This window comes from Pseudobutyrivibrio ruminis (assembly GCF_015057245.1).
Lineage (GTDB): Bacteria > Bacillota > Clostridia > Lachnospirales > Lachnospiraceae > Pseudobutyrivibrio > Pseudobutyrivibrio ruminis_E.
The window spans coordinates 46,236-72,363 of record NZ_SVET01000008.1; the positions used below are offsets into that span (position 1 = coordinate 46,236).

At 39.8% G+C, this 26,128-nt stretch carries 18 protein-coding genes; all 18 read left to right on the forward strand.

The window, feature by feature from the left end; all coding sequences use genetic code 11:
- Positions 1 to 5: 5 nt before the first annotated feature.
- The 18 genes from E7274_RS08435 to secA2 all read left to right on the forward strand — a co-directional run bounded on the left by E7274_RS08435 (position 6) and on the right by secA2 (position 26,113).
- Positions 6 to 1,421: a SpaH/EbpB family LPXTG-anchored major pilin gene (locus tag E7274_RS08435; protein WP_304175223.1), complete on the forward strand. Its 1,416-nt coding sequence runs from the start codon at positions 6 to 8 to the stop codon at positions 1,419 to 1,421.
- Between the two features lie 146 nt (positions 1,422 to 1,567).
- Entirely contained in the window at positions 1,568 to 2,461 is an 894-nt protein-coding gene (locus tag E7274_RS08440; RefSeq protein WP_304175225.1) for a class C sortase, read from the forward strand.
- Complete coding sequence (locus E7274_RS08445; RefSeq protein ID WP_304175227.1) at positions 2,442 to 3,323, forward strand: class C sortase; 882 nt, start codon at positions 2,442 to 2,444, stop codon at positions 3,321 to 3,323. The genes E7274_RS08440 and E7274_RS08445 overlap by 20 nt, the downstream gene beginning before the upstream one ends.
- A 17-nt stretch (positions 3,324 to 3,340) precedes the next feature.
- Positions 3,341 to 4,441, forward strand: a complete 1,101-nt coding sequence (locus E7274_RS08450; protein WP_304175229.1) for a DUF5979 domain-containing protein — start codon at positions 3,341 to 3,343, stop codon at positions 4,439 to 4,441.
- Complete coding sequence (locus E7274_RS08455; protein WP_304175231.1) at positions 4,441 to 5,049, forward strand: hypothetical protein; 609 nt, start codon at positions 4,441 to 4,443, stop codon at positions 5,047 to 5,049. Before E7274_RS08450 ends, E7274_RS08455 begins: the two co-directional genes overlap by 1 nt.
- Positions 5,049 to 5,810, forward strand: coding sequence for a hypothetical protein (locus E7274_RS08460; protein ID WP_304175232.1), 762 nt, complete (start codon positions 5,049 to 5,051; stop codon positions 5,808 to 5,810). The genes E7274_RS08455 and E7274_RS08460 overlap by 1 nt, the downstream gene beginning before the upstream one ends.
- 11 nt (positions 5,811 to 5,821) lie before the next feature.
- A complete protein-coding gene (locus E7274_RS08465) occupies positions 5,822 to 6,643 on the forward strand; it encodes a hypothetical protein (protein WP_304175234.1) in 822 nt (273 codons plus the stop codon).
- A complete protein-coding gene (locus tag E7274_RS08470; RefSeq protein WP_304175236.1) occupies positions 6,643 to 7,776 on the forward strand; it encodes a hypothetical protein in 1,134 nt (377 codons plus the stop codon). Before E7274_RS08465 ends, E7274_RS08470 begins: the two co-directional genes overlap by 1 nt.
- 120 nt (positions 7,777 to 7,896) lie before the next feature.
- Positions 7,897 to 8,250 (forward strand): hypothetical protein, encoded by a 354-nt coding sequence (locus E7274_RS08475; protein ID WP_304175238.1) that lies wholly within the window; start codon positions 7,897 to 7,899, stop codon positions 8,248 to 8,250.
- A 4-nt stretch (positions 8,251 to 8,254) separates the two neighbouring features.
- Positions 8,255 to 9,499 (forward strand): class B sortase, encoded by a 1,245-nt coding sequence (srtB, locus tag E7274_RS08480; RefSeq protein WP_304175240.1) that lies wholly within the window; start codon positions 8,255 to 8,257, stop codon positions 9,497 to 9,499.
- A 155-nt stretch (positions 9,500 to 9,654) separates the two neighbouring features.
- On the forward strand, positions 9,655 to 15,396 hold the full coding sequence (locus tag E7274_RS08485; protein ID WP_304175242.1) for an accessory Sec-dependent LPXTG-anchored adhesin: 5,742 nt from the start codon (positions 9,655 to 9,657) through the stop codon (positions 15,394 to 15,396).
- A 125-nt stretch (positions 15,397 to 15,521) separates the two neighbouring features.
- On the forward strand, positions 15,522 to 16,544 hold the full coding sequence (locus tag E7274_RS08490; protein WP_304175244.1) for a hypothetical protein: 1,023 nt from the start codon (positions 15,522 to 15,524) through the stop codon (positions 16,542 to 16,544).
- A 66-nt stretch (positions 16,545 to 16,610) separates the two neighbouring features.
- Entirely contained in the window at positions 16,611 to 18,104 is a 1,494-nt protein-coding gene (gene asp2 / locus E7274_RS08495; protein WP_304175246.1) for an accessory Sec system protein Asp2, read from the forward strand.
- 146 nt (positions 18,105 to 18,250) lie between these two features.
- Positions 18,251 to 20,401, forward strand: coding sequence for a hypothetical protein (locus tag E7274_RS08500; protein WP_304175248.1), 2,151 nt, complete (start codon positions 18,251 to 18,253; stop codon positions 20,399 to 20,401).
- Between the two features lie 100 nt (positions 20,402 to 20,501).
- Entirely contained in the window at positions 20,502 to 21,707 is a 1,206-nt protein-coding gene (locus E7274_RS08505; RefSeq protein WP_304175249.1) for a preprotein translocase subunit SecY, read from the forward strand.
- A 12-nt stretch (positions 21,708 to 21,719) separates the two neighbouring features.
- A complete protein-coding gene (gene asp1, locus E7274_RS08510; RefSeq protein WP_304175250.1) occupies positions 21,720 to 23,330 on the forward strand; it encodes an accessory Sec system protein Asp1 in 1,611 nt (536 codons plus the stop codon).
- Entirely contained in the window at positions 23,331 to 23,771 is a 441-nt protein-coding gene (gene asp3, locus E7274_RS08515) for an accessory Sec system protein Asp3 (protein ID WP_304175252.1), read from the forward strand. It begins immediately after the preceding gene.
- A 2-nt stretch (positions 23,772 to 23,773) separates the two neighbouring features.
- Positions 23,774 to 26,113 carry an accessory Sec system translocase SecA2 gene (gene secA2 / locus E7274_RS08520; protein WP_304175254.1) on the forward strand — a complete coding sequence of 780 codons (2,340 nt, stop codon included), beginning with the start codon at positions 23,774 to 23,776 and terminating at the stop codon, positions 26,111 to 26,113.
- The last annotated feature ends 15 nt before the right edge of the window (positions 26,114 to 26,128 follow it).

The window sequence follows — 26,128 nt, forward strand, 5'->3', positions numbered from 1 at the left end:
GAAAGATGAAAAAGATCAGAAAAATCGTTGCTCTTGCACTTGCAACAGTAATGATGATGGCTATGAGCATTACAGCTTTTGCCACAGAGGCTTCAACAGAAGCAACAAAAGGAGTTACATTTACAGTAACAAATTTAGCTAATGATGAGTCTACTACATTAAAACTCTATGAGTTAGCTACAACAAAGAATGGCGGATGGAATTATGCTACATGGATTCCTGAGAATGCAATTGCAGAAAAAGATACTGAAGGAAATCCATTAACAAAGGCTGATTTTAAGTGGGATTCAATTAAGGCAGCTGCAGAAGAACAGACACCACTTCAAACTTATTCAACAACAGAAACTAATGGTGTATATGAGACAAGTCATACTTTCAATGGTCTTGAAGGAGCTTTATATTTAGTTCTTGCTTCTGGTACAGATTACGTGTACAACCCAATGGCAGAGGTTACTTATGAGTATGTGAATGGTGCGTATACACTTAAGAATGCGACAGTTGTTGCAAAGTGCACAAACATTCCAGTAAAGAAAGAGATTACAGAAGATGCTAACAAGTTTGTAAAGATTGGTGATACAGTAGAATTTAAAATTACTACAGCCGTACCAAATGATAACGAATCATTTACAGTAATTGACGAGCCTACAAACCTTGAAAACTTAACAATTACAAAAGTAACAGTTGCAGATTCTGAGTATAAGGTAAATGGAGAAGTTCCTACATTTACATCAAATACTGAAAAGACAAAATATTCACTAGATTTGAGTAAGCTTCTTGAAGATAAGAGCAATGTTGGCAAGACAGTTGTTATTACAGTAACAGGTGTAGTTGGAAAAAATGTTGTTCTTGATTCAAAGGATGATGATGGAAATACTATTTCTGGATATGCTTTCGAAAACACAGCTTATTCTAATAAGTCTAAAACAGATTCAAAGTCAACAGTTACAGGTTATACAGGTGACGCAACACTTACTAAGTATGATGCAAACCAGACAAATATCCTTTCAGGAGCAAAGTTTAATGTTGTAACAAAGAAGGCAGACGGAACAGTTGAATCAACTCTTAAGTTTGAGAGAGTTGAAACTGGTGTGTATAAGTTATCTGAAGCAAACGATGCCGTAGATGAGATTGAGGCTACTAATGGTACAGTTCAGATTATTGGTCTTGATGAGGGTACATACTACTTCCATGAGACAGTTGCACCAACAGGTTATTCATTAAATCCTAGTGATACACAGGTGGTAATTGTAGCAAATACAGAGAAGAACGTTTCAGTAGCTGGTGTGATGACAGATACAACTCTCATTCAGCTTCCATTCACTGGTGGTATGGGTACAACAATCTTCACAGTACTTGGTGTAGCTATCATGGCTATGGCAGCAGCTCTTTACTTTGCAACAAAGAGAAAAGCTACAAAGTAATTTGTCGTTGAGTTATATGTTTTGAATGGCGAAAGCCACAAGAAATCATTTATGAAAAATTTGTAGGGGAATGATATTTATGATGTGGCCCGGCGGCTGAAAGGCCGCTGGGTACACTATCAAGGAGAGGACAACAGTTAGACACAATGAAAGCATTTTTACTGAAACATTACAAAACTATAGCGACTGCAGCGTTGATGATTGTTGGTTTGTCCTTGTTGGTGTACCCACTGGTTGCAAACACTTGGAACAACCATGTGCAGGCAACTTTGGTAAATAACTATACAGAGGCTGTTGATACAGCTATTTCAGAAGGTTCACTGGATGTTGATGCTGAGCTTGAAAAAGCATATGAGTACAACGAAGAGTTGTTGCCTTCTATTTTGCCAGATTCCTTTGCAGAGGCAGAGGCAAACGGCACAGACGAAACATACATGAGCTTACTTAACACCAACGGTGATGGAATCATGGGATACATTCAGATTCCTTCAATCAATGTAAAGCTTCCTATTTTCCACACAACATCGGAAGAGGTTTTGCAGACTGGTGTTGGCCATTTGGAAGGTTCATCACTTCCAGTAGGCGGAGAGAATACACATTCAGTTCTTTCTGCACATCGTGGTCTTCCAAGTGCTACACTATTTACAGACTTGGACAAAGTTCAAATTGGAGAAGATTTCTTCATTATTATCATGGGCGAATATTACGCTTATGAAGTTGATCAGATAGAGGTGGTTGAGCCTGATGATACATCACTCCTTCAGGTAGAGGATGGTCAGGATCTATGTACATTAATCACATGTACACCATATGGTGTAAACACTCAGCGTCTCATGGTTAGAGGCCACAGAGTGCCATACACACCAGAGCTTTTGGCAGATGCAGACACTCCACTTTTCGGAGCAGTCAGCTTACATACAAATTACCTTCTTTGGGTAATAGTTGGACTTGCTATCGTAGGAGCGTTCATCTTAGTACTTTACATAATGGACAAGAAGAGAAGTAAGAAGGACAAGGCAGTTGAAACAAAGAGTTATTAAGATTTTACTAATTCTATTATTCCTTGTAGGTTTTGGCTTGCTAGCATATCCTACTGTTTCAAATGAGTGGAATGTTTATGTTCAAAGCACACTCATCAATGATTATGAAGATTCTCTGTCAGAAATGACCGAGGAAGATTACACAAAAGAGTGGGAGGCAGCCAGAGCATTTAACGAACAGATTACAGAAAATGCCATTGGCACGGATGTATTCGGGGCAAATGCAGACGGCGATGCAACAACACCTACAGATGAGTTTTTAAACTCAGAGTACTATTCAGTGCTCAATGTTAACGGCGATGGAGTCATGGGCTATTTGTCTATTCCAAAGATAAATCTAAAGCTTTCAATCATGCATGGCACATTTGATGAGTACATCCAGACAGCTTTAGGACACATGAATGGGACAGCACTTCCAATTGGAGGTGAAGGCACACATTCAGTAATAGTTGGTCATAGAGGTTTGCCAAGCGCAGAGCTTTTTACAAACCTTGATCAGCTAGAGGTTGGAGATAAGTTTTACATCCACGTTTTAGATGAAACACTTGCTTATCAGGTGGATATGATTTATCCAATGATTGAAGCAGAGGATATTACCTCACTTCAAAATGCAATGAAGGTGGAAGAGGGCAAAGATTACGTCACACTTTTCACCTGTACACCATACGGTGTAAACACTCACAGACTTTTGGTGCGAGGTACCAGAGTTGAGTACCTGGGAGAGGACGAAGTTCCTACCGGTGCAGCAGCTGTTGCTGAGACAGTAAAGAATTACTACTTGATTATGGGCATTGCCGGATTTATTGCGGCAGTGATTATCATATTAATAATAAGAAGGATATTTAAAAAGAAAACCGCATAAGCTGAAGGGAGAACTCAGTGAAAAGTTTAATTTTTAAGAAAAAGAATTTAATAGCCGTTGCGATGGCAGCAGTGGTAGCTGTGGCAGGATTTGGTGCGTATAGAGCACAGGCAGCTGGTAAGATTGATGAGAATAAGAAGTGTACTATTACAATTACTGTGCCTGAGACTTATACAGCTTCAGATCAGAGCTCTATATCAAACCTTATTACAAAGTATAATGGCATGATTACAGTAAATCTTTATAAGGTTGCAGATATTGATGCAGGTGGAAATATTGAATCAGCTATAACTGGTTTGGATTTCAGTGACTTGCAGAAGGATGATGTTACTGTTGAGAAAGTAAAGGAACTTGCAAATTCTGCATACGATAAAATTGACAAAGAGGCCAATCATCCAACTGTACAGTTTAACCCAATCGATAAAAAGTCAGAGCCGATTGATATTGAACGTGGACTTTACTTATATGTTTTGGAACCATGTAAGAATGATAGATACAAATTTACTTCAGATAAGTATTTGGTAGCCGTTCCATCAAGTAATTACATTGGCCAGTCAACAAAAGTTGATGAAAATGGTAATGTAGTGAAAACAGATAGTTCTGATGATTGGAATTATGATGTCACAATCGCTTTAAAGACTTTTGCTGAAGAGCGTAAGGGTGATTTGGTAATTGAAAAGACTCTTACAACTTTTGATGAATCACTCGGAACAGCAGATTTCGTATATAGCGTTGTTGCAAAACTTGATGGTAAGACAGTACACAATAATGTATATACTATAAGCTTTAATGGTGCAGGAACCCAGTCAATCAAGATTGAAGATATTCCAGCAACAGCAGAGGTAACAGTTACAGAAGTTTATTCAGGTGCTAGTTATACATTAAAAACAGACAACACTGTAACAGCTACAATTGTTGCAAAAGATGCTGTAAACGCTGAACACCCAGAAGCTAAGGCTTCATTTACAAATGACTTTGACAATCATCTTATAGTTGGAGGTATTAGCGTAACAAACGAATTCACATATGATGAGAATGGTAATATTAAGTGGAATAAGTACAATGGTACAAAAACAGAAGAGGTACCACAGGCAGAAAGTACAGGAGGTGACAACTAATGACATATAAAAAAGTATTATTAGTTGCATCTGCTCTTGTGATAATTGGTGCAGCTTCAATTAAGCCAGCGATGGCATATTTCACAGACTATACAATGGCATCAGGGTATAGAACGGTTAAGGTTCACGATTCTGAGCTTCCTCCACCAGAGGATAATGTGGAGGGAATGATTAAAACAGTTGCCATTTCAAATACTGGTGATTTTGATGTTTATGTTAGAGTAAAAGCTATTTGCCCAGAAGGATTTTCAGTTGAACTAGCTGATGAGAATTCTGGTTGGATATTAAATGAAGATGGTTACTATTACTATAGTGATATAGTAAAGAATAAAAATGCACAGGATGGTAAGACAACAAGTAATCTTAACTTAAAGATTAATGTTCCTGAGAATAATACAGATGACTTTAATATAATTATTGTTCAGGAAGCATCAAAGGTTCATTACAATGCAGATGGTACATCTTATGCTGATTGGGAAAAAGATGTAATTGTTGCCCAGGAATCAGTTACACCTTCTACACAGCAAACTACTACAGAAGAGCCTTCTACAGAAAGCGAAGCTGAGAGTACAACTACGGAAGAATCAACTGAGGGAGGTGACAACTAATGAAAAAAATGGTTAAAAAGCCTCTAGTAGTACTTGCGATTGGTGTGCTTCTTCTTTTAGGTAGTTCAGTTGGAGCTACAAGAGCAGCAGTTATTTACCAGGATAACGCAAGAGAAGTTGATTTTAGAACTTCTAACTTGGAAGTTAATTTGCTAGAAGGAATAGATGCTAATAATGTAAATACAATTACTAATGGTGGCGCACTAAAATTCCCAGGTATTCCTGAGGATGGTATTAATATTGGTCAGAAGTATAGTGAAAGCATAGTTGCAAAGAATAGTTCTAAGAAATTTAATGAGTATATTAGAGTAAAGGTTCGAAAGTACTGGGCTACTACAGTTGGTGAAGGAAAAAATGCAGTTGTCGAAAAGAATACAGCTTTAGATCCTGAGCTTATAGAACTTAGCGTTAAGGAAGGATGGTTCAAAAACGAAGCAGAGCACACTCCAGAGATGGATGTTTACTATTATACAAAGCCAGTTGCAGCTGGAAGTAGTGTTGAGTTTATTGATGGCGTAACTATTAGTGATACAGTAACTAGAGTTGTTGAAACAGAGCCTTCTAAAAAAGATGGTGAATTTATTACAATACACAATGTTTATCTTTATGACAATGAGCAATTCTACGTGGAAGTTGAGTTAGATGCAGTTCAGTCACATAACGGTGCTCAGGCAATTTATGGTGCATGGGGCGTTAATGTTGAATGTGATGCAGTGGATGATGGCAAAATCACAAATATTGAGGGAGTAGCTACAAAATAAGGAGAGTAGGAATGAAAGTGAAAAAGATAAATATGGTTCTTGCTCTTGCATTAGTTGTGGCAGGAATCACAGGACATTGCATGACTGTTGAAGCTGGTACAGAATCACTTGAGTGGACTGTACAGTATGATGGTGGCAAAAGCTTCAAGACACTTGGGAAAGATGCTACTAATTCATCAATTGGCAATGCAATGCCAGGCGATACTATACAGTATATTGTTACATATACTAATAATTCAGCGGATGGTAAGACATATGATTTTTACCTAGATGCAAATGTGCTTAAGTCACTTGAGGATGGAAGTTCAGCTGCACAAGGTGGTGGATATTCTTACAAAGTAGATTATGAAATAAATGGAACAACATCGACTGTTATAGACAGCGAAACAATCGGTGGTGACAATGATGTTTCAAAAGGTCTTAATCAGGTTAGCAATGATTCTTATGTAAGTGTTGGAAGACTCACAAAGGGCCAATCAGGAATAGTTACGATTTCAATTGCGCTTGATGGTAATTCACAGGACAATAGCTATATGGAAACTATTGCTCAAATGTCTATTCAATTTGCCGTTCAGGAAGCTGGTGAAGCTGATGGAAAGCATGAAGTGATTGAAAATACAAAAACAGAAACAAAGCATGTAGTTTACACAATACCGGGCGGTTCAAAGATTATCAATATTGATGACGAGCTCACACCTCTTGCAGGTGGCGGTCCACAAACAGGAGATTCAATTCTTCCATTATTAATCTGTGGAATTACATTATTAATAGGTATAATGTTTATTGCATGGTATTTCAAACTTACTAAAGATGAGAAAAAGGAGGTAGCATAATGAAGCAAATTAAAAAGCTACTTGTAATCCTTTTCTCAGTAATGTTTGTATTGTCATTGTTTGTAGTTAACACATCAATAGTTAAGGCTGCAGAATCATACACCTATACAATTAAGGTTGCACTAGGCGGTTCTGGTGATGAAGGGGCTTCATTTAATAAGGATTTGGGAATAACTGTTCCAAGTGGAGCTACAGTAAAACTTAACGACGACAAAACAATGGTAATTATCACTGGGTTAAAGCTTAATGATCAAGTTACCATCGATCCTTCAAGACTTGTAACTATCACTCCTCAAACGGTACAAAATGATGCTGGAGAAGATGTTCAGCTTCAGAAATATTGTGTAAAGGGGCTTAGATTTTCAGGTCAGAATAATGTTTATGGTGCTTATACATTTAATGTTACTTATGATGAGACATTTGTAGTAGCTTATGGTGTTGGCAAGATTGTTCCTTATAAAGTAAATTATGTTATGAAGGACGGCAGTGCTATCAACGATCCAAAAGACAGCACAAAGACAATTCAGTCTGTTACAAATTATGGACTTGAAGGCGAAGAACTCTATGTTCCTTATAAGGTTATTCCAGGTTTAAAGCCTAACACATACAACTATCATACAAAGAGTCTTAAGGGGCCTACAGTTGATGCTAATGGAAATGAAAAACCATTTGAGTTTACTTTCTACTATACATCAGCAGATACATCTTCAACAGTTGAAAATACTATAGAGACAATTGAGACATCGTCAGTTCAGGGAGATGCTTCTTACACATATCAGACTGTTGGTAGAGGCACAACTGTTAACAATCCTCCTGTAGTAAATAATGGTGCTGCAGGTGGTAATGATGGAGCAGCGGCTGGCGGAAATGAAGATGCGGCTGATGCTGGAGCAGACAATAATGGTACAGGTGATGCAGCCATTTCTGATGATGAGCCACAGGATATTATAGATATTGATGATGAAGATGTAGCGAGAGCCGGTGGCACTCGCGATACATTGATTCGCAATATGATTATTGGAATCATCATCGCAATCATCGCAGTTGCTTCAATTCTTGTTACACTTTACATTGCAAACAAGAAGAGAAAGCAGGAACTTGTAAAAGTTGAAAAGCACGACGATAATGAATAAATAAGTTTTTAAGAGGAAGCGATTTGCTTCCTCTTTTTTTTAATACTTGCCATTTTTATTATTTATTTGCCAATTATTTCAGTACGGGGTGAAAATATGTTACACTGTTTATGAGGAAACATGCGTAAAGTTTTTAGAGGTATTATCAGTTTCTTCAGGGGAGCAAAAGAGAATATGAGGGGAAAGATTAAAAAGAGCATTTTAATATTATGCTTAAGTTTATTCATAGCCCTGCCAGTATATGCTAGCGAAGAAAAAGACAAAACGGAACAAGCGCAGGAGCAAGTAGTAGACGATTCAAAGCAGCAAGTGGAAATTGAAGAAGAGGAAGTTCCGCTTGGTTTAGAAAGCATGGCTACCTTTGAGCGATACAAACGTGATGTGGTAGTTATGATAGTCTTTGGCTCGTTAGTTGTTGTGACTACCATAGCCGCAACAATTAAAGAAAAAAATGAGAGGGAAAATCTAAACTAGCACAATGAATTCTAGAGTCTTTAAAGTAATAGGAAATCTGTTAATTGGATTGATAATTCTAGCATGCTTACCAGTAGCGGTACCAAAGTTGCTAGGTATACAAACATATAACGTAATATCAGGATCGATGGAGCCTTCTATATCAGTAGGCTCCATTGTCTATGTGAAGAATGCTGAGTTTAATGAGCTAGCAGAGGGCGATGTAATTGCATTCGAATCTGGAGCCAGCGTGGTGACTCACCGAATCACATCTATTGATTCACAGTCGAAGCTAATCACTACAAAGGGTGATGCAAATGACACTGAAGATTTTGTCCCAGTAGCATATGTAAATGTTATCGGAAGGGTTGTGGCCCATGTTCCATTTTTAGGCTACCTTGCTTCATGGCTTTCTGAAATAACAGGAAAAGTTATAGCGGTGATGCTGTTAATCATTGGATTGTTGCTTTCAAATGCAGGTGATAAAAGTCAGGATAAGGAAAAGGCTGAAAACAAAAGGCAAAATACAAAGGTTAACCCAAAGGTTTTCCTGGCTCTTGGCTTAGTAATCATCGTTGGTTCCATGGGCGGTTTCTTATATATATTTATGGATTATCAGAACTCAAACAGTTTATATAGTGAACTTAATTCTTCCTATATAAATATAAATGAGCAGGTTAGCGACGATTCATGGGACAGCATGATAGATGTTGATTTTGATTCACTGCAGCAGATTAATCCAGATGTGGTTGCATGGATTTACGTAGAGGGTACAGATATCAGTTATCCTATTTTGTATTCAGGTGATGATGAGACATATCTTCGCACCACAATGGAAGGTGAAAGTGCAAAGGCTGGTTCTATTTTCCTGGAGGGATACAATTATCCGGATTTTACAGATAGTCACAGCATTATCTACGGCCATAACATGAGAAATCTTTCAATGTTTGGCACTTTAAAATATTATAAATCAGAGGAAGGGTATTTGGATGAGCATCGATATTTCCAGATAATCACCCCTGATTCGAAAATGCGATATGAGATTTTTTCATACTTTGATACGGAGGCTGCATCTTGGGTTTATGCGGTGCCATATTCAGATTGTGAAGAGTTTGATGATTACATTTCAGAGCTGCTTCGTCATTCATACGAAGTAGTGGATACAGAGGAAGTTACCTCGGCAGATAGGGTGGTGACCCTGTCAACATGCTCAACATCGGGCATGAGATTTACAGTACACGGAGTTTTAAGAGAAGATATATCGTTATAAAATTGACGAGAAATTATTATTTGGCAGAAATGTAACTTTTTTGGCAAGAATAGTTACTAAATTCTATTTAAAAATATAAATTGCGTGATAGAATAACATTAAATGATAATTGGACAATAATTTGTAATGGTATATTAAATAGAAGGAGTACAAGGATGTCAAAGAAGAAGGTCGAGAATTTGTTAAAGGGAGTGGCAATCACAGGTGCTACAGTTGGCGGAGCTTCAGTGCTTGGTGATGCTAATTTAGCTTATGCTGCTGAGCTTGGCGAAGAACAAGCTGCTGCTAATGCCGAAGGCGTTATCGTCCTTGAGACAACACAGGTTCAGGCAGAGCAGGTTGTTGAGACTACAGTTCAGTCAGTACAACAGGAAACAGTAGAAGTAGAGGCCGTTGCTGAATCTACAACTCAGATCGAAGAAGTTGATCTTGAAGCATCTGCCGTTACAAATACAGACCAGCAGGTTGCAGCTAATCTTGATGAGACTGCACCAGTAGATGAAAATGCATCTAACGTTGCTTCTGAAGTTGCAGTTGTATCGGAATCAGCTAGCACTTCATTATCAACAGAGGATTCTCAGATAGAATCAACATCTGAATCATCTAAAGAATCTCTTGCAACAGAGACTTCTGAGATCGAATCCACATCGGCATCATCAGCAGATTCATTAAAATCAGAAAACGATGAAATTGAAAGTACATCAACATCTAATTCTCAGGAGTTAGCTTCAGAGTCAGCTAGCCTTTCTACAGCTATGTCTGAGGCAGAGGCTGCATATGAATCAGCATCTACATCTTTCTCAGAGGCAGGATTAGAGGATGATTATCTTGAGAATCTTATAAAGGAAATCGAGCAGGCACAGGAAGAGCTCAAGGCAGCTCAGGAGGTTGCTAAGGAAAATGGCCAGTGGCTCAACCATTCATCGTCTTCAAATAACTATTATGGATATGGCGATAAGCTTGCAAACCTTCTTATTCAGTATGCGTTCTATCAGGAAGGTTATGTAGGCGAAATCGTATATAGCGAGTGGGATTCTAGCAGCTACACAACAAATAGTGTAAAGGTTACATACATCGATGCAGCTGGAGAGACAAAGTATGCTTATTTCGACTACGTAACAGTAGATGATAATGGCAATGCACTTGCAGCAGGCGACGGTGCATCATTTATCGGAACTGAGAATTCAGATCAGCACGACAATCCATACGTGGTTGGCGGAATCATGGTTGTTCAGAAGACAGTTCAGTATTCTGACGGCAATGGCAATGTGCTTACATGGGATTATCAGACTCTTACAGCTGAGGATGGCACTGAGACTACAGAGTGTGTTTACTACATCAATGGTGTAGAAACAGATGCTGAGGTTGTTCTTAACGATGATGGAACATTCTCAATCACAGGAACTTCTGCTATTAATTCTGAAACTACAATTGTAAGAGATTCATGCTGGGGTACATATAAGTCTGCAGATGGAACTACTTATTATGATTTAGGACAGTACTCATCATTAGACAATGATTGGAACAATACATTCGTTGGATTAACAAGAAATACTAGTGATTCAACTGTTGGTGCTATTTCTGTAGATTCATCAGGTGTTACTAGTGTGTCAACTCTTGTAGATGAAAACGGAAATACGGTAAATCTTGTTACACAGAATAAGGTATATAGATACAACAAGTGGGTATGGTTACAGGATTCATATACTGCCATTAAAATTGGTGATACTACATATTATTACGAGTCATCTAACATCGTGAATAACGGTGATGGTACATACACACTTACTGCATATACTGATGCTAGTGGATCAACATATGAGGCACAGGTAATTACACTTTATTCAGCAGCAAGCACAGCATCTACTACAAACACATTCTCTCCAAAGTTTGTTGCTAAAGAGAATGATGGTAGCGACACATACACTAACAAGTTTGGCGAAGTAAAAGATGGTAACTTTGGAAAGAAGGGTTACGTATATTATTCAGAAGATGATTTCAATACAGGAAAAGATGACTATGCTGAGGAGAGAAGCCAGGTAACATCACTTTCAGAGTCAGCAAGCCAGGTTGCATCAGAGTCTTCATCTTGGGAAGCATCTGTAAGTGCAAGTGCTGAGGCTTCACAGAGTGAGTCTGGAATCAGAAGCGAATCATTATCAGAAAGCGCATCAACATCAGATAGCGCGTCACAGTCGCGCAGCCAGTCATTATCAGAGAGTGCAGCAGCATCTGATAGTGCATCATTATCTAGATCAGAGTCACTTAGTGCGTCAGCAAGTGAAAGTGCTTCAATCAGTGAGAGCATTAGCACATCACTTAGCGCAAGCTTATCTGAGTATGTAAGCCAGAGCCTGTCTGTAAGTGCGAGTGTATCTGCATCAGCAAGTGAGAGCGCATCGACAAGTGCAAGTACATCAGCAAGCATAAGTGATTCAGCATCAGTGAGTGAGTCAACAAGCACATCACTCAGTGATAGCACATCAGTAAGTTTAAGTGAGTCAACAAGCACATCGCTTAGTGATAGCACATCAGTAAGTTTGAGTGAATCAACAAGTACATCACTTAGCCAGAGCGAGTCAGCAAGTACAAGCGTTTCAACAAGTGCAAGTACATCAGCTAGTACAAGTGCTTCAGAAAGTGCATCTACATCAGCAAGCGAGAGCGCATCAACAAGTGCAAGCACATCGACAAGCATGAGTGATTCAACATCAGTAAGTGAGTCAACAAGTACATCACTTAGTCAGAGTGAGTCTGCAAGTACAAGCGCATCAGAAAGTGCGTCTACGTCAGCAAGCGAAAGTGCATCAACAAGTGCAAGCACATCGGCAAGTGAGAGTGCATCACTTAGCCAGAGTGAGTCAGCAAGCACAAGTATTTCAATTAGCGAGAGTATTTCTGTAAGCTTAAGTATTTCTGAATCAGTTAGCGAAAGCCTCTCAGCAAGTACAAGTACTTCACAGTCAATAAGTGCTTCAGTAAGTGAGAGCTTATCAGCAAGTGAAAGCGCATCAACAAGCACAAGCACATCAGCAAGTGAAAGTGCATCAACAAGCGCAAGTACATCAGCAAGTGAGAGCGCATCAACAAGTGCAAGTACATCAGCAAGTACAAGTGCATCAAATAGTGCAAGCGCATCAGCAAGTGAAAGTGCATCAACAAGCACAAGCACATCAGCAAGTGAAAGTGCATCAACAAGCGCAAGTACATCAGCAAGTGAGAGCGCATCAACAAGTGCAAGTACATCAGCAAGTACAAGTGCATCAAATAGTGCAAGCGCATCAGTTAGTGAGAGTGCATCGACAAGTGTTAGTACATCAACAAGCTTAAGTGATTCAGCATCATTAAGTGAGTCAACAAGTACATCGCTTAGCAATAGCGAGTCAGCTAGTGATAGCGCATCAGCAAGCTTGAGCGAGTCAACAAGTATATCACTTAGTGATAGCACATCAGCAAGTTTGAGTGAGTCAACAAGCACATCGCTTAGCCAGAGTGAGTCAACAAGTACAAGTGCATCAGAAAGTGCATCTACATCAGCTAGTGCCAGCACATCAACAAGTGCAAGTGAATCAGCAAGTGAGAGCACTTCAATAAGCAATAGTGAGTCAGCAAGCACAAGCGCATCAACAAGTTTAAGTAACTCAGTATCAGAGAGTATAAGTACATCAACTAGCCTGAGTGACTTAGTATCAGAGAGTGCAAGTACATCAGCAAGTACAAGTGCCTCAATAAGCGAAAGTGCATCAGCAAGTACTTCAACAAGCCTAAGTGATTCAGCATCAGTAAGTGAGTCAACAAGTACATCGCTTAGCCAGAGTGAATCAGCAAGTACAAGTACTTCAACAAGTGCAAGTACATCAACAAGCTTAAGTGATTCAGCATCAGTGAGTGAGTCAACAAGCACATCACTTAGTGATAGCACATCAGCAAGCTTAAGTGAGTCAACAAGTACATCGCTTAGCAATAGCGCATCAGCAAGCACAAGCGCATCAGCAAGCACAAGCGCATCAACAAGTGAGAGTGCATCGACAAGTGTCAGCACATCAACAAGCCTAAGTGATTCAGCATCAGTAAGTGAGTCAACAAGCACATCACTTAGCCAGAGCACATCAGCAAGTGAGAGTGCATCGACAAGTGCCAGCACATCAACAAGCTTGAGCAACTCAGTTTCAGAGAGCGAAAGCACATCAACAAGTTTAAGTAACTCAGTATCAGAGAGTGTAAGTACATCAACTAGCCTGAGCGACTCAGTATCAGAGAGTACAAGTACATCAACAAGCTTGAGTGATTCAGCATCATTAAGTGAGTCATTAAGTGAATCAGCAAGCACAAGTGCATCACTTAGCGCAAGCACATCAGCTAGCTTGAGCGAGTCAACAAGCACATCACTTAGTGACAGCACATCAGTAAGCCTGAGTGAGTCAACAAGCACATCGCTTAGCGAAAGCATATCAACAAGTTTAAGTAACTCAGTATCAGAGAGTGTAAGTACATCAACTAGCCTGAGCGACTCAGTATCAGAGAGTACAAGTACATCAACAAGCTTGAGTGATTCAGCATCATTAAGTGAGTCATTAAGTGAATCAGCAAGCACAAGTGCATCACTTAGTGATAGCACATCAGTAAGCTTGAGCGAATCAACAAGTATATCACTTAGCGATAGTGAGTCAGCAAGTACAAGCGCATCAACAAGTGCAAGCACATCAACTAGCTTAAGTGATTCAGCATCATTAAGTGAGTCAACAAGTACATCACTTAGCCAGAGTGAATCAGCTAGCACAAGTGCTTCAGAATCAATAAGTGCTTCTGTAAGTGAGAGCTTATCAGCAAGTGAAAGTGCTTCAACAAGCGCAAGTATTTCAGCAAGTGAAAGTGCCTCAATAAGCGCAAGCACATCAGCAAGTACAAGTGCATCAGAGAGTGCCTCAATAAGCGCAAGCACATCAGCAAGTACAAGTGCATCAGAGAGTGCATCAACAAGCACAAGTGAATCAACAAGTGCAAGCATCTCAGCCAGCGAGTCGGCATCAACAAGTGCAAGCATCTCAGCCAGCGAGTCTGCTTCAACAAGCGCAAGCTTGTCTGAGTCTGCAAGCATAAGTGCTTCACTTAGTGAGAGTGCCTCAACATCGGAGAGTCTTTCAACAAGTGCTTCACTTAGCGAGCGTGCTTCAACATCAGAGAGTATTTCACTCTCAGAGAGTGCAAGCATGTCACTTTCAGTTAGCCTTAGCTTGTCAGAGAGCATGAGCCTTAGTGCTTCAGAGAGAGCTAGCTTGAGTCACAGCGCATCAGCTAGTACAAGTGCAAGTACATCAGCAAGCGCAAGTGCATCGACAAGTGCAAGTACATCAGCAAGTGAGAGCGCATCGACAAGCGCAAGCATCTCAGCAAGTGAGAGCGCATCAACAAGTGTAAGCACATCAGCAAGCACAAGTGCATCAGAGTCAGCAAGCGCATCTGCAGCTACAAGCACAGCAAATGACAATACTGGTAACGGCGGCACAAGCACTCCTTCATCAGCAAGTGAGACAAATGACACAGCTACTACAACAACAGCAACAACAACTTCTTCATATAATGAAGTTTCAACAGATGCTTCATCTACAAGCACAGTTTCATCATTCAATGAGATTGGCGGAGCTGAGACAACAATTGAGGAACAGCAGGTACCACTTGCTGTAAGATTAGACTCAACAGATGATTTGGCATCAGAGTTTGAGGATGAGTACACAACAATCCAGGATGAGGAGACACCACTTTCTATCACAAAGAGCGGTTTAGGTGGAAGAGTTTGGTGGTATTGGATTCTTATCATTATCACAGCAATTACTGGAAAGGTTGCTAAGGATAAGAGAAGCATTGTTGAAAAGGAAGTTGAAGATACAGACAAGTAATTAAAGCTACATATGAGAAATAATTCACAAAAGTGTGTGGAATGTAACTAGAAAGTGAATTATAATATAAGAGTGGAAGATGTCAGACATTTTCCACTCTTTATATTATGCGTAGGAGGTAATATATGAACAAAAATCAAAAAAGATGTTTGGAATTCCTTGCGGTCCTTGTGATTGCTGGTATTGTTGCAATTTCAAGCCCATTAAATCCTTGGATGAACAATGTCTTTACTCAGGTTCAGGAAGAAATCCTTAGTATTGCGTATTCAGTAAGAGAAGGATATCTTGCTTACGTTGAATTGGATGGTCACTACGGACCAGTTGTATATGAGTTCTTTGGACTTGGTTATTTACCAACAGACACTCACTTAGTTCAGTTTATAATGGAGACAGCTCTCAATTTTGTGTCTATATTATTCTTATATAAGACAGCAAAGCTTTACACATCGAATATTTTTGCTTGGGTTGCAGCGGCAGTGGTTGCCATTTTTGAATGGGGAGCACTTACCCATGCTGGTGCAGAAGAAATATTGTTCTTTATTATGTCACTGACTTGTTACCATGTGGCTCGTCAGCTAAAGGCAGGAATGCTATCACATCATACATATTTGCTTGCAATTGATTTAGGCCTGGTTCTTTTTATCCAACCGGGATATGCAATCTTTTGGGCAATACTTATTGTATTCTTTGCAATCAAATTCAAGGTTGATGGCATTGATGGAAAGGGGTACAGAGCATTCTGGTTCTCAACAATTGAAGGTTGGATAACTGTAGCAGTCCCAATGGGATTATATTTATGGTATTTCAAAAATGGAGCAGCATTTTTACAGAATGTAGTTTCATACAACTTTAACAACATAGGTTCATTTGGCGAAGGATTAAAGGTGGTTCTTGCAACACCTTGGACTATCGCAATTGCGGTACTTGTAATTGCAATCATCATAAAAGTGGTTATGAATGAAAATGTTGCTGATTTATGTATTTGGCTTGGAGTAGTAATTTGTGCAATAATAGTAGTAGCACTACAGGGGGAGAATCTTGATTCATTCAAGGTAGCAGTTAAGGCTCTATATATTGTTCCAGTTGCTAGTATCCTTTCACTTTTGGATAAGCCACTTGGACTGAAAATAGAGGAAAGAGATAATTAAGATTTAAAGCCCAGCTTGTAGTAATGCTTGCTGGGCTTTTATATTGCACGAAGGGCTTAAATTTACATGGATAAGATTAGGATTTTACAGATTGGAACAGAAAGTTGGGAAAACAAATATAGCTATCCTGACAATGTAAAGATTATCTTTGCTGATAATACAATCGAAAAGAAAAAAGAAATATATGAGATTGTTATGCTTGAAAGAAATCTGGAGGAGGACGAGGTTGAGGCAGTTTTACAAATGTCCATGTCATACTGCGTCTTTATTGTTGGAGATTTCAAGCTTAATCGGCCTACCACCAGACTTTTCAATCGAAGAATGGGCAAAAATTTGGCGATGGAGGATATTCAGGATTTTCTGACCAATGAGACAAAGAAGTATTTTCCACACCCATATGGAGAAAAGTTTAAGCCAGAAAATGTTGGTGTTGCTCAGGGCTTCAAAGGAAGCATCAGATGGAATGGACAGTATGCTGTAGAGTTACAGGGGGATTATGGAAATGAGTTTACCCAGGTTGCTTTCTGGAAGAATAATATTCCAATAGTAAAAGACCAAGGATTGGAATTTTGGCTAGAGTACGAAAAAGACGACACTGTAGAAATATCATTATCAATTACTCAGTTTGTGCCAGGCTCTCTATCTGACGTTCGAGATTCCTGGACGTTTAGCGAAGAAGATTTGAAAGAACCTGTCCTTATTGAAGGTCGAAATGGTGATGGCCAGCTGTTTGTATCACTTCGTGCAGCAGGCCAGGGAAAGCTGAATATTATAGCTTTGCACGACCGAGTATCTAGATGGGATTTAGGCACATTTATGGTGGGTGGTAAACGCTATGTCACATCTGAACGAGAGGAGATTTTCTCTTACTTTGATCCAGGAGATTTCAAACCACCACTTGCAGTTTATTTTTCAGGCTATAAAACCCAAGAAGGTTTTGAAGGATATTACATGATGCGAAAAATGGGATGCCCATTTTTGCTGATTGCAGAGCAACGTTTTGAAGGCGGTGGCTTTTATATGGGAAGCCCAGAGTTTGAAGCGTTGATGGTTAAGATAATTGACGAGCATCTAAATAAGCTGGGATTTTATCCAGATCAGTTGATTCTTTCGGGAATATCTATGGGAACAATTGGCTCATTATATTATGGTTGCGACATGAGACCTCATGCTCTTATTTTAGGAAAACCTTTGGCTAGCCTTGGCGATATCGCTGCAAATGAGACGTTGAAGCGACCAAAAGGATTTCCAACATCACTAGACATTTTAAAGAGATATGGTGGAGGAACAGATAAAGAGGCAATAGATAGGCTTAATGAACGAGTATGGAATAAGATTAGAAATACAGATTTTGGCCATACTAAGTTTATTGTTTCTTATATGATTGAAGATGATTATGATTCTACTGCTTATAATAAATTGATTTCGGAATTGAATTCAGCCGGTGTGCAGGTTTACGGAAAAGGATTACATGGTCGCCACAATGATAATACCGCTGGAATTGGTGCCTGGTTTAAAGGTCAATATGAGCGTGTTTTGAAGGAGGATTTTGACAGATAATTCTTGCAATTTAATCATTCTGTGAATTGGCAAAAAGTAAGGAAAAATGGCAATAACTGGCAGCGGGGAGCAAAAAAAGTTCACAATTTACCGATAAAATATATACAAATAAATGAATAGGAATTTGTGAAAGAGAGGAATGAAAAATGGGTGAAAAGAAGGTAAGAAGTTTATTAAAAGGAGTAGCCATTACAGGTGCTTCAGTAGGTGGAGCAGCTTTACTTGGCGATGCCGATTTAGTATATGCTATGGAAGAAGCAGCAGGTGAGATAGTTGTAGATACTACGCCACAGACACAACAGACAGTAGAGGCACAGGCCCCAGCAGCAACAGAGCAGGTTGTAGAAGCTCCGGCACCAGCAGCAGTAGAAGTTGCAGCACCAGCTCCAGCGGTAGAAAATCCAGCGCCAGTAGCAGAGCCACCAGCTGCAGAGACACCTACTACACCAGTAGAGGAAGCTCCAGTTGAGACACCTACTACACCAGTAGAGGAAGCTCCAGCTGAGACACCAGCTACTCCAGCAGAAGAAACTCCTGTGGCTCCAGCTGAGGATACAAATAACGATGTATTCACCATTCTTAGAGGGGCTTATAGAGATGAAACAATCGATGAAAATGAGTTAGCTGAAAACAAGGTTCAGCTTAAAGCTATGAGAAAGGCAGCTCCTCTTGCAACTGAATTAACAAATGATACAGAAACTGATGCTAGCCTTTCTGATACAGCAGAGGCAGCTACCGTATATACGGAGGAACAGATTTCTGAGTCAGGAGCATCACTTTCTACAGTTGAAAGTGAATTATCATCTACATCTGAGCAACTTTCTACTTCAGCATCAGAGGCAGAATCTGAGTATGAAAGCTATTCAGAGACAATGACTACAACATCAGAAGATTATGCATCTAAGAACTACAACATTGCAAAGCTTGATAAATTGGAGGATGACGTTAAAGCTGCTCAGGCGATTGAAACAGCAAAGAGAGAAGCATTAGCTGCTAAGAACAAGAGTTTAGATACTGATTATTTTGAACACGCTGGCAGACCTCTTGCAATCGCAATGATTAAGTATAGTCTTGTAATTGACGGAAAAGCTGATCCTAATTATATTGATAGCGCACAGATTAATTATTACACACCGGATGGATATGATAAAAAGCATTTCTGTACAATTTATTTAGGAACTGATGGACAGGTTCATGAGGAATATTATGATTATGTAACAGCTAATGCTAGAGGAGAAAGTCTCTTTAGATGGTCTGAGCTTTCTGAAGAAGATGTTGCCGCAGGTATTGCAATTCCAAGAGGTATTTCTATAGAGAATTATTCTCCTTATGTTTCAGGAATCAATATTGTTGAAAAGTTTTTACAAGACAATGGCATAAGAGCGGGCGGCAATCTGTTTTCATATACATTTAAATGTGATGACGGCACAGAAAAGACATTCAAAATTACAAGACAGAGCTATTCTATGGTGGCAGATGAAAACGGCCATTACAAAGGCAAAGATTACTATGGCTACGCATTCATGAATAGCCAGATGGATGAGCGTTCTGAATTAGCATCAGAGATGTTATCTTTATCAGCAGCAATTGCATCTACTGGTTCACAGGTTGAGGGATACCAGTCAATGGTAGACGAATATGTAGCTCGTTCTAATGAGCTTGATAGTGCATGGTCACAGTATGCTGCTAACAGCACAAAGACTGCAGAAAGTCTTTCTAACAGCACAAGCACATCTGAGAGCGCAGCAAGCACAGCAGCAAGCCAGCAGGCATCTACAGAAGCTAGCGAGTTAGCATCTAATCAGGCAAGTGAGCAGGCTTCAACAGCAGCAAGCGAGGAAGCTTCTACTGCAGCTAGCACAAGTGCATCAGCAAGTGAGTCAGCAGCAGTTGCAGCAACAGTATCTGCTCCTGTAGCATCTGCATCTACAGCAGCACCAGCAGCTTCTGCACAGACAGTTATGCCGGCAGCAGGTGCTATTGCAAACCAGGCAATCACACCTATCGATGATGCAAGAGTTCCACTTGGTGTTGTAAATGACGACACAGTTGGTGGCGAAGAAGTGACAGGTGGCCACGAGTTAATCGTAGAAGGCCGTACAATCGAGGCTGCAAATGAGGCAGAAACTGAAGTAACAGAAATCGCAGATGATGATGTTGCTAAGGGCATTACAGTCACAGAAGATGAAAGCCTTGCAAGAAAAGGTTTCTGGTGGTGGATTATCGCATTGATTACTGGAAAAGTTACATACGATAAGATTAAAAAAGAAAAGGAAAAAGAGAAAGAAAATAACTAAGACACTTTTTTAATAGTTGGAGGCAACCGGAAGGTTGCCTCTATTTTTTCTACTTTTAGTGTAGTAAAATAAAAGTGCATAATGGGGGGAGGATAATCAGTTGAGACAAAAATTTTTTCCCAAAACACTTATTCAAAAATTAATATTTACCTTCATAATAATGGGAGTTTACCTTGTTGGTAGAGAGCTTCCTTTATATGGAGTTGATTTAGAAGCTTACAAAGCATTCCAGGACAATTCTGGAGATCTTATCATGGAAACAATCGGAGGAGATAGATACAAAACCAGCTTGCTGGCGCTTGGTATTTCTCCTTTTATGTTTTCCATGCTCTTTGTTCAGGTAATAGTTGCTGTTAAACGTGCTGATTCAAAGGCACACACTTCTCCTAAAAAAATCACCATGGCAACTCTTATTTTGATGTTTGTATGGGCTAGCGTCCAGGCATATCTTACTGTTAATTCCACAATTTATGTTTTTGATGGCGGGCTTCAGCTTATCATTGCAAAAATCATATCTGGTTTTCAGATGGTGACAGGAGCTTTTGTGATTTTATGGCTTGCCACTCGAAATGGTAAATACGGTATAGGTGGTCAGACAGTTCTTATTTATGTAAATATCCTGGATAGTGTGGTTCACACAGTCAAGAATTCCGGCCTGTGGGAAATGCATGTTATTGGTGGAATTGGATTTTTGGCAGTGATATGCACAATCATATTTGAAAACAGTGAATACCGTATTCCTATGCAAAGAATATCTATTCACAATATATATTCTGATAAAAACTATATCCCAATCAAGCTAAATCCAATCGGAATGATGCCGGTTATGTTTTCTACTGCGTTTTTCATGCTACCAGTGTACGTGTCTATGGGACTTAGTATGCTGTTCCCTAATGACAAAAACTTACAGTGGGTATACGAAAACATGGATACAGCACATACCCTTGGAATTGCTGTATATACGGTAGTGCTATACGTAATTACGATAATTTTCTCATTCGTATTTATCAGTCCAAAGAATCTTACAGAATCTTTGCAAAAAGCAGGAGACAGTATCACAGGTCTCAAATCTGGTAAAAACACACGAAGATTCATTTCTATAAGAGTATTTTGGATTGCATTTTTCTCAGCAATGTTTATGGGATTTTTCATTATTATCCCATTGGTCCTTCATTTAAGAGGTTATGTAGAATCAACAGTTATCAGTTTGCCATCTATTCTTATTGCGATGGCAAGTATCAACTGTAACTTATATCGAGAACTTAGGGCAGTAAGAGATTACGATGCTTACGTGCCTTTCCTATAAGAGGTAATTACGATGCTTTATTTTATTCCAGCTTGGTATCAACAGAATGAGTGGAGAGAGTCTGAGCAGAGTTGGCACACACGAAGAATGCATACAGAGTTTGATGATACGGTAAAACAGGTTCAGATGTTTTATCGTAGTGGTATGCGTGATTTTAAGATTCTTCTTTTGAGTCATGCTCCAAACTTCAGACATTTCTTACATCGCCAGGGAGTTTTCCATGCTCCATACTGGTCTTGTTTTGATGCCATTCAGGAGGTTAAGAAAAAGAAGGCAGCGGTTTTTTCATTTCACAATCTGGATTGGCCAGAAGGAATCGAATTCGTATATACCCCATTTGTTGTAATTGCATATCTGCATAATACCAAGTACGCCCAGATAGATTTCGGCGAAGCAGGCAACCCTATTCAGGTTAGTATGTACAAGAAAGAGGTGCTTAGCCGTCGTAACATCTACGATGACAGAGGTTTCGTTTCATCTACGGAGGTTTATGATAATGGACGCATGCTCTACACCGATTATCTGACAGAGGCTGGTGTTACGAAGCTTCGTGTGTATGCTGAAACAGGTGCGGTGGAAATCAATGCCAGCTGCAACACCTATCAGGTTTTTAAATCTGATGACACAACAGAGACCAGGACTTTCAAAGAGACAATCTACATGAGTCTTACTGATGTAATCCTGGAAGTGCTTGAAGCCCATATTGAGGATGATAATGAAGATGATGTTTTCTGTATTGCCATGCACGAGTTAAACTATTTGGCAGCACAGAACATCATAGGAAAAAAGAAATGTATTCTATCTTTCTACGGAGATAGATATCGCATAAAGGATCATTTGGATTCCAGACCACTTGTAAAAAGGGCAGGATACATCATCACGGATTCTGAGGCAACCACTCGTTATTTGAAGCGAGAGATGGAAGAAGAAATCACTAATATCACAGATATTTCTCCTTACGATTCTAGAATGGATTTTGGTATCAGTGAAAAGCTGATGGTTCAAAAGGTTCTTGTACCCGTAGATGGCTTGCCAGAGGAACGTTTCAGGGAAATGATGATTGCTTTGGCCAAGTATCTGCAGATGAATGAAAATGCGGTAATCAGCATCTTCACAAGAAACGCCACCTATGATTTGCCTGAAAAGCTTCTTAATAAGATTGCAGAGATTTTGGAAGAGGCTGGTTTTGATAGACGCATGGTAATCCATGAGGAAGAGGATGACACTGCTGAAAATGAAGAAATGGAAGCTGAGGAGCAGGAAGAAATTCCTATCAGATTCTTTGTGGAGCAGTGTGTAGATGAGCTATCAGTCAGCAAGTGTATTCGTGAGCAGCGTATCATGCTTGATATGCGTCACAATCCTGATTTATTCCTACAGATAAACTGCATCAGTTCAGCCATCCCTCAGATAGTCAGACGCGAAACACAGTATATGCAAAATGGCTACAACGGATTCGTCATGACGGAGATTGATAGAATACCTGTTGCATTGGATTATTTCCTTGGAAGTCTTTTCAACTGGAACCAGGCAAAGGTTTATTCTTACGATATAGGACAGAAGTTTACTACAAAGCATCTTCTTGAAAAATGGAAGAATGTAATCGCAGGTTTGGAGAAATAAATGGAAAAGGCAAGTTGGACAATCTATTGGAACGAATACAGCTCAGATACTTATCTGTATGGTTCGCAAATAGATTACAAAGCGAAGAATTACGTACATTTTGAAAATGAGCTGATGCCACCAGGAACAGTTATAAAGGAGTGGTATTCTCTGACCAACTATCAGGCACAGCGTATCGAACCATCACTTCCTATCATCGATGGTGAGAGTCATTACCGAATCAAAATCAATGTAAAGACTCCTACGGGGAGAGGATATCTTGTACGCCTTGTGTTTCTTGATAGATATGAACGAGAGGCAGGGGATTTTACAGTGAGAGGTACAGAGGCAGAATTTTCATGTCCTTTAAAGACATATAGCTATAGAATGCAGTTGATAAATGCTGGTATGACGGAATTTACATATCATTCAATTACCATTGAAGAGATTGAGGAAGAATAATAGTGAAAACTAGAAAGCTTGTAAATAAGCTACGAAAAGAACTGAAAAAGGTAAAGGCATACAAGGAGCAGATGGAGCAGCTTACAGATCAGCAATTGTCTGGGCTGACTGCATCCTTCAAGGAGCGCTATGAGAAGGGAGAGTCACTGGACAAGATTTTGCCAGAGGCTTTTGCTGCCATGTGCGAAGCTGACAAGCGTGTGCTGGGAATGTATCCTTTTGATGTGCAGATTATGGCAGGCGTGGCATTACATCAGGGCTATCTGGCAGAGATGAACACAGGAGAGGGCAAGACACTTACAGCCACCTTACCTATGTATCTAAATGGTCTTACAGGAGAAGGGGCAATCCTTGTTACAAACAATGAATACCTGGCTTTGCGAGATGCGGAGGAAATGGGACCAGCATATCGATTCATGGGCCTTTCTGTTATGGCAGGTGTAAAGCGTGATGAGGATGATAGATTCGAAAACGACGAAAAAAAGGAAATTTACAAAGCAGATATCGTATATACGACACACTCTGCTCTTGGTTTTGATTACCTTATCAACAATCTGGTAAAGTCTGCCAGCGATAGATTCTTACGTCCATTCAATTTCATAATCATTGATGAAGCTGATTCAGTACTTCTAGACAGTGCCAGCACACCGCTTGTTATTTCTGGTGCTCCACGTGTCCAGTCCAACCTATACGAATCGGCAGATTTCTTCGTGCGTACTTTGAGGGAAAATGAGGACTACGAAGTAGAAGAGAAAAACGTATGGTTCACAGAAAAGGGACTTGAATATGCAGAAGAGTACTTTGGAATCGACAATATTTTTGCTCCAGAGTATTTCGAAATATATCGTCATTTGGTACTGGCACTTCGCGCCCACAAGATTATCGAAAAGGGCACAGAGTACATGATATCTGAAAATGGTGAAGTTGCACTTATCGACGCCAGCTCAGGACGTACTCTAAAGGGAGTTAAGCTTCGTGGAGGCCAGCATCAGGCTATTGAGTGCAAGGAGCGCTTGGAACTTTCACAGGAAAACCGTTCCATGGCATCCATCACATATCAGAATTTCTTCTCTATGTTCCCAAAGATGTCGGGCATGAGCGGAACTATCTACGATGCAAAGGACGAGCTATATGATGTTTATGGCAAGCAGGTAGTAGTTATTCCTACCAACAACCCAATCCAGCGAGTAGATTGTCCGGATTGGTATTTCAGCGATTCGAAAAAGCAGTTCGAGGCTGCCATTCGTCTGGCTGTCAAAAAGCATGATACAGGCCAGCCTGTGCTTATAGTGACAACTATGATTGCGGACACAGAAATCATTTCTCATCTTTTAGTAGAAAAAGGTTTGCCACATTCAGTGCTCAATGCAAACAACGCATTTTGGGAGGCGGATATTATTAAGGAAGCTGGCCAGATGGGAGCTATAACTGTTGCTACATCTATGGCAGGACGTGGTACAGATATTAAGCTCGGACCAGGTGTAAAGGAACTGGGCGGCCTAGCTGTTATTGGAGTAGGCCGAATGCTTAATATCCGTGATGAACGTCAGGCGAGAGGCCGTTCTGGAAGACAGGGTGATCCTGGATACAGCAGATTTATTGTATCTTTGGAGGATGACATTGTTGAAAAAGGAACGGATTTAGAAAAAATTCAGAAATATATCGACGGAACAAAACGTATAAGCGATAGAAAAATCAAGCGAATTGTTAATAATGCGCAAAAGATAAATGAGGAGCTTGGTAGCACAAACAGAAAGACTTCCAAGGATTATGATGTGGTGCTTCAGCTGGAACGTAAGCTTATGTACGATACCAGAGATATGCTGCTTGACGGTGGTACTGTTGAAAAAGACCGTCTCCTGCGTATTGCAGAGGACAATGTTGATCTGTTTTTGAAGGAGAATAAGGATTTGGATGCGTCCACACTGAATCGCTATCTCTTGGATAATATATCCTACAGAATGGAGAAAGATTCTGGTTATCTTAATCTCAAAAATAGAAACAGAGTGAAGGCATATATTATGGCAAGGGTAGAGCAGTCATTCGAGGAAAAGAAGGCTTCCTTGAACTCGGAAAATGCTATGAATGACTTTGTCAGAGTTTCAGCACTATCTGCAATTGATGAGGCATGGATTGAGCAGGTTGACTATTTGCAGCAGTTGCAGGCAGCGGTTTCAGGTCGAAGCAGTGCTCAGAGAAATCTTATGTTTGAGTATCATGCAGAGGCATTGGAATCCTTCAGAAAGATGGAGAAATCCATCAAGCGAAATATCATCAGAAATGTATTGCTTTCGGAAGTAAGCATGGACAAAAAGAACAGATTACACATCATACTTCCATAAAAGTTTGGCAGAAAA